The organism is Nostoc sp. LPT (genome assembly GCF_017115165.1).
Lineage (GTDB): Bacteria > Cyanobacteriota > Cyanobacteriia > Cyanobacteriales > Nostocaceae > Nostoc.
Genome location: NZ_JABXKF010000158.1, coordinates 1 through 6491 on the forward strand (window position 1 = coordinate 1; position 6491 = coordinate 6491).

General features: G+C 37.7%; 5 protein-coding genes. 2 read left to right on the forward strand and 3 right to left on the reverse strand.

The features are described from left to right. Positions 1-230 precede the first annotated feature (230 nt). Complete coding sequence (locus HWQ58_RS30085) at positions 231-539, forward strand: hypothetical protein (protein WP_292871191.1); 309 nt, start codon at positions 231-233, stop codon at positions 537-539. 191 nt (positions 540-730) lie between these two features. Further along, positions 731-883 (forward strand): lmo0937 family membrane protein, encoded by a 153-nt coding sequence (locus tag HWQ58_RS30090; RefSeq protein WP_094351065.1) that lies wholly within the window; start codon positions 731-733, stop codon positions 881-883. A 130-nt stretch (positions 884-1013) separates the two neighbouring features. Here the strand turns inward: HWQ58_RS30090 and HWQ58_RS30095 are convergent, their stop codons facing one another. The 3 genes from HWQ58_RS30095 to HWQ58_RS30105 all read right to left on the reverse strand — a co-directional run bounded on the left by HWQ58_RS30095 (position 1014) and on the right by HWQ58_RS30105 (position 6162). After that, on the reverse strand, positions 1014-1292 hold the full coding sequence (locus HWQ58_RS30095) for a class I SAM-dependent methyltransferase (RefSeq protein WP_292871193.1): 279 nt from the start codon (positions 1290-1292) through the stop codon (positions 1014-1016). A 29-nt stretch (positions 1293-1321) separates the two neighbouring features. Further along, positions 1322-4780: an AAA-like domain-containing protein gene (locus HWQ58_RS30100; protein WP_292871195.1), complete on the reverse strand. Its 3459-nt coding sequence runs from the start codon at positions 4778-4780 to the stop codon at positions 1322-1324. An 86-nt stretch (positions 4781-4866) separates the two neighbouring features. Further along, complete coding sequence (locus tag HWQ58_RS30105) at positions 4867-6162, reverse strand: AAA-like domain-containing protein (RefSeq protein WP_292871197.1); 1296 nt, start codon at positions 6160-6162, stop codon at positions 4867-4869. Positions 6163-6491 lie beyond the last annotated feature (329 nt).

The following is a 6491-nucleotide window of genomic DNA, read 5'->3' on the forward strand; positions in this document are numbered from 1 at the left end:
TCACTGGTGGATTCAATTTGGAGTTTAATCGTAACTAATTACCCGGACATGATATCACACAAGAAAAAAGAGCAATTTGTATGCCGAATAACTCATCACATAAACCAACAATTGACTACTGGCACGTCTAGAGCGATCGCAACGGTATAAGTCACCAATCCCGTTGTCAAATTGAGGGCTTCATTGAAAAAGGCATAGCCCCAGATACTTCACCGCAGTGGCTTTCTAACTTGAAGCAGTCCGGTGTCACAATTACCTTTACTGTGCTACCCGTGGGATGGGTTGGCAACTGGCATGAGAACCCGAAGCCCCAGTGGATCATCCCACTGTCGGGACGCTGGTTTGTGGAGACTATGGACGGACAGCGAGTCGAGATGGGCCCTGGCGAAATTTCATTTGGAGAAGACCAGGGTACAAAAGCAGACGCGCAAGGTCATAAAGGTCACTTATCTGGAACAGTAGGCGATGCACCAGCTGTTCTGATAATGGTGCAACTCGAAGAGACTCCGACTATAGAGCAATCCTGTCGCTTAAGGTAATGATGGAGGCAGTTAACTGACAGCCCAGAGGCGCTAGCTTTATCTAATTAAATAGTAACGAAAGATTAAGCATACCAAGTCACTTTGAGTTATGGTGCAAAGTAATCTTTCTTAGGGCAAATAGAATAAAAGTGAAGATAGGGAGTAAAATATTTGAACAAATTAAAACTGATTTGATTCAGAACAAATATATGTTTAGTATACTTTGGGGTATTGTTGTTATACTGGTTGCCTTTTGGGCATTAGGGCTGACACTTCACATTGCCGGAAATCTAATTCATGCAGTGTTGCTTATAGCCATTGGCCTTGCTATCTATAATTTTTTCAAAGCACGTGATGTGTAAATAAATATAGCGTTTCCTAATCAGATGAGGTACATCATAGTCTCCTACTCGCTTGCAGGCAGGAGATAGAGGATATGGTTATTGTACCTCACTCATTATCTCTCAACCTTTAGCTCCACTTTATCGGCAATTACAAACAATAAGGTAACTTCTCAGCTTCTGCAACTTGCCAAGCTACAGCATTACTCTTATTCGTAGCAGCATCAATCATCTGTTTTGATTGGTCTACTCCATGCCAAACACCACCATGTTTTGCCAAAGCCAGCGTGTAATTTCCAGTGCCACACGCCACATCGAGATACGAGGAATCTGATTGGATTTGGAGGTAAACAGCTAATCGACCAGCAATGTCAGGGTCAGGGCGACAAGTCAAATCATAACCTTTGCCAATTTGCTCATAAATAGCCATTTGTTTGAGTCTGTTCCGAATTTTTAGATTCAGATTATTCTATGGCTTTTGCTACATGGACGCAAACTATTACGAGCTTGCGGATGAGTGACAAAATAGTCTTCTAGCCATTGACATCCACGTGTTAATAAATCATCTAAATCCAAACTCCACAAAATCACCTGACCATCCTTACTAGCAGAGGCAATAATCTTGTTATCAGGGCTGAAACTGACGCTTGTCACTGAAGCGCTATGTCTAGTCAACGTAGTGATAGGAGTTCCATCTATTTGCCAAAGTTTGATAGTTTTGTCTTGGCTACCAGAAGCAATAATCTTGTTATCGGGGCTGAAACTAACGCTTGTCACTGAAGCGCTATGTCCAGTCAACGTAGTGATAGGAGTTCCATCTATTTGCCAAAGTTTGATAGTTTGATCTGTACTTCCAGATGCAAGGATTTTGCTATCAGGACTAAAACTGATACTATTAATATCCTTTCTATGTCCAGTCAGGGTAGTAATTAAAGTTCCATCTAAGTGCCAAAGTTTAATAAGTCCATCATCGCCACCAGAAGCAATAATTTTACAGTCGGGACTGAAACTGACACTTGTTACCCAATTTTTATGCCCAGGGAAGGTTTTAATTCGAGTTTCGTCCCACTTCCAGAGTTTAATAGATCCTTGGTCAGTACCAAAAACAATCATTTCTTGGTTGGGACTGAAACTAACACTTGTTACCCCAACTTTATGTCCAGTTAAAGTATGAATTGGAGTTCCATTGGCTTTCCAAAGTTTAGCAGTTCCTTGATCAGTACCAACAGCAATAGTTCTATCATTGGGGCTGAAACTGATACTATTTACCCAACCTTGATGTTCTCTCAGGTTAGCAATTAAAGTTCCATTTCGCTGCCATAGTTTCACAGTACTATCGTCACCACCAGAAGCGATGATTTTGCCATTGCGGCTGAAATTCAGGCTGGTTATCGCACGTTTATGCCCAGTTAATGTAGTCATCATATCTGCATTCAGCTTCCAGAGTTTCACAATTCCGTCTTCACTACCAGAAGCAATGATTTTGCCATCACGGCTAAAACTAACACTAACTACTGAATCACCATGTCCAACTAGAGTATAAATTAAGGTACCATCCAGTTGCCAGATTTTTACAGTTTGGTCACTACTACCAGAAGCAATTATTTTACCATTACGGCTGAAACTAACACTATTTATCCTCGCTGTATGTCCCTCAATTGTTCTAATTAGAGTACCATTGGCTTTCCAAAGTTTGATTGTTTTGTCATCACTACCGGAAACAATGTTTTCTCCATCTTGGCTAAAATTAATACTTGTCACCCAACCTTTATGCCCAACAATGGTTGTGATGAAAGTTCCATCACTTTTCCATAGTTCAATATTTCCTTCTTCGTTACCAACGGCAATAATTTTGCCATTAGGGCTGATGGTAGCACTGGTGATTGCATTACTTTTGAATGGTATAGTTTTAATCAGAGTACCATCTGACTGCCAGAGTTTTACAGTGCCATCTTTGCTAGCAGAAGCAATAGTATTATTAGCACTAAATGTAGCGCTAATTACCCAATTATGATGTCCAGAGAGTGTTTTAATCAGAGTACCATTTCGCTGCCAGAGTTTAATAGTTCCGTCTTGACTAGCAGAAGCAATAATTTTGCTATCCTCGCTAAAACTAATACTTCTCAGCTTATTTTTATGCCCAACAAGGGTAGCGATCGCAGTTCCGTTTTGATGCCATAATTTAACAGTACCATCATCACTACCAGAAGCAATAATTTTGCCATCAGGACTGAAAATTAGATTAGTGAGTATTGTTTGCTCGCTATCAAATTGATTATATTCATGAATATTTATGAGAATATTTAGTAAAGCAGACAAGGGAGTGATTGTTTGATATTCTCCCAAATCAGACTGATTTTTTACCAGATGTTTTAAATCTTCTCCAGCCTTCATACCTAAAAGCAAAGCTTCAAGTTGTTTAGATTGAAATTGCTGTGCAGCGTTATAGCCAACTTGTGTAAGTCTTGTAGCTTCATTGGCGGTGTCTAATTGATTTTGTCCAAAAATCACACTCATTAATATGAGGAGAATTGCGATACTTCCTCCAATCCAAACTATGTATTTTGCTTTTTTATTTGCATCAGCTAACTTTTGTTTAACGGTTAGATTAGCTTTAGTTAACTTTTGACTAGCTAATGCTAATTTTTGATTTACCTCAATTTGTAATTCTGTAGTAACTTTTTGACTTTCTTGTAAAAATTTGTAATCGGAATTACTTAAACTTTTACCAACAGCCCAGACTAACGCTTCATCTAAAGCTTTACCTCGCAATAACCAGGATGGCTCATATTGGGAATTTAACCAGTTATTAATTGCTTCACTATAGGGACGGAGTTTATCTAATTCTTCTTTGAGCCAATTTCGATTAAAAACTGCTTCATAGATAGAGTTATATACTCTTAAATAGCCGGATTGTTTCACTACCAAACCTGATAGTCTTAATTCAGTTTGCTCTTGACTACCATCTATAATAACTCCCTTACTTGAGTGTAAAACTTGCTGATATAATCCCAGTAATCTCCCAGCTTTTTGTTCATTCCGTAGCAGGCGATCGCGGATTGTTCTTAAATGCTCTGGTTCATCTTGAGTTTCCCAATTATCGATGATATAATTATGAACTAATTCGTTAACACTCAGATAACTATTTTCGGTTTCTTGTACAATTAAACTGCATAATTTTTGAGTCAAAAATGGTTGTCCACCAGTCCAATTTAACACATCTTGTAACACTGTTTCCGGATGCTCTACGTTATCCGCCAACCCTGAAAGTAACGCCTTTTTTGCTTCTGCAAAGCTAAACCCAGTTAATTCTATAGAACTACCAATATTAAACGGCGTACGTTCTCTTTCTTGAATCAAATCTCCTGGTGTCGCTACTCCAAGCAAACAAAAAGTTAGACGCTCATATTTTTGAGATTCAGCCCGAAGATTATAACAAGCGCGAATTAAAGCAAAAAAATCATCTTTAAACTTACTTTTGATTAAACTATCAATTTCATCGATAAAAATGATCATATTAGAAGTAAATTTATTTAGCAACAATGACTCTAAAAGTAAATTTAATCTCTGTATCTCCGTCCAAGAGTCATGCTGTAACCACCAGCGATTAAAATCTATATCATCTATTTCAAAACTAGATAATAACTGATTAGCAAATCCTTTATACCATTTTTCGGGGCTGGTATGACTACCAAGGATAGTTAAATCAATAGAAGCACATTTTATTCCTACTGCTCTAAGTTTTTTGATTGTCTGAACTCGCAAACTAGATTTACCCATTTGACGCGAGTTAAATACAAAACAATACTCCCCAGCTTTCAGCAGTTCAAATATTTGTCCATCTGCTTTTCGGACTACATAGGTGCGATGGTTAGCATTTAAACTACCACCGACTTTATAATAATTATTAAATTCCATTTTTATTCTCTGCGCCTCTGCGCCTCTGCGTGAGATTATTGATTTTTCCAATGAAAACTAGTTACAAGCGATGCCTGCGGTGTTTGCTAGCCTACGCCAAAATATTCATGATACAATCGACAGCTAGGCATCATAAAATTATTGTTAATTTTAATCACTCCCATACTATCCAATTGATAAATTTGCCGATTTTTTCGCTCTATTTTAATCCCTTGAGTATTAGTTACTATCTCTTGAAATACCCTTCCTAACTCTGGATTTTCTTGAAAAGTCTCCAAATGTCTGCGTAAATGCTCAGTATAAATTCCTGCATCTGTGCTAGCCTCTTTAAGCAATTCCTCAATAGTTGCATCCTGACATACCAAATAATAAAGTGCTAACCGCACTAAATAAGGATGTCCCCCCACTAAAGACATAATAGGAACAATGTTTTTATTATCTAATCCATGTCGGATAGCTAAACTCTTCACTTGTTCTTCAGTAAATTCTTCCAATTTAACTGGTAGTCCGATATTAAAAGGAGATTGATTAATATCTAAGCGACCATAATCTTCTGTAGAATGTGCTACTATTATTCGCAATTTTTCCCATGTTTCTGACTCATTAGCATTTTCATTCCAGTTACGCAACATCGGAAAAAAGTTTTCATAAATTTCTGGGTATTCAAATAATTTATCTACCTCATCTAAAGCTAAAACTAAAACCCCATCTAATTGTTTTAGCAATCTGTGAAATGTTAAAGTGCAGTTCACCATACTGGGAATATCTGTATCCCATACAGATAGTGAAGGTGCTGAAGATAGTTGATTAACCACATAGGCATAAAAACTGCGTAGAAAATCATTAGGGTTAGTAAATTTATTTTTTTCTATTAAGCTAAAATTCAAATAAACCGTACAATAACTACTTTTCTTAGCTTCAGCGATAATTCTCTTCAACAGCGAAGTTTTACCCATCTGCTTAGGTGCTTTAATCCGAATTAGTGCGCCTGGTTCTTTCACCGCAATATAACAACGATATTCAATGGGAGAACGTTCTTGATAAAAAGCAGAATTTAGCGGTTCCGGCCCTTCTGGAAAGCAGATATTTTGGATTATATGCCCACATTTTTCTAAAGCTTTCACACTAACTAACTCTGGCTTATATTTGGCAAACATCTCAATCAGATTACAACGATAATCTGGTTCTGTCTCAGGGGGAAAGCCAAATTTGGTGGATATATTTCTTAGTTGATGGCTAGCTGTGGAACGATGGGTAGCGCCAAGTTCTCTGGCTATCTGTTCATCTGTTTGTCCAGCTAAAAATAAAGGTAAAACCTTTTTCTGTTTTGGAGTTAATTCATTTTGATATATTTTTTCAAATTTCTCTTGATTTATCAGCATTTTTCTATAGTAATCATATTTGATTTTTGAAATTATCTACGTGGGCGGGGAGTAGGGAGTAGGGAGTAGGGAATAAGGAATTAGGCTTTTCGATGTGTACTGAGCTTTTTCATAAATCAAATATTAGTCCTATATCATCTTGCACCATTCTCAATAACCTCCAGGTGGGCACTGCCCACAACGTAAAAATAAGGGTTTGAGTGAACGTTAAGCAGTGCCCACCCTACAAAAATTGCTGATTATCTTGGTAGATTTGCAAAATTGGGATGCTCCCTTGAATTCGGGCAGTCGTTTATTGAATTCGGGCAGTCGTTTATTGAATTCGGGCA

Bases quoted from the DNA above. Each gene is read 5' to 3' on its own strand.
- HWQ58_RS30090 (WP_094351065.1), top strand. From the start codon at position 731: ATGTTTAGTATACTTTGGGGTATTGTTGTTATACTGGTTGCCTTTTGG.
- HWQ58_RS30095 (WP_292871193.1), bottom strand. From the start codon at position 1,292: ATGGCTATTTATGAGCAAATTGGCAAAGGTTATGATTTGACTTGTCGC.
- HWQ58_RS30100 (WP_292871195.1), bottom strand. From the start codon at position 4,780: ATGGAATTTAATAATTATTATAAAGTCGGTGGTAGTTTAAATGCTAAC.
- HWQ58_RS30105 (WP_292871197.1), bottom strand. From the start codon at position 6,162: ATGCTGATAAATCAAGAGAAATTTGAAAAAATATATCAAAATGAATTA.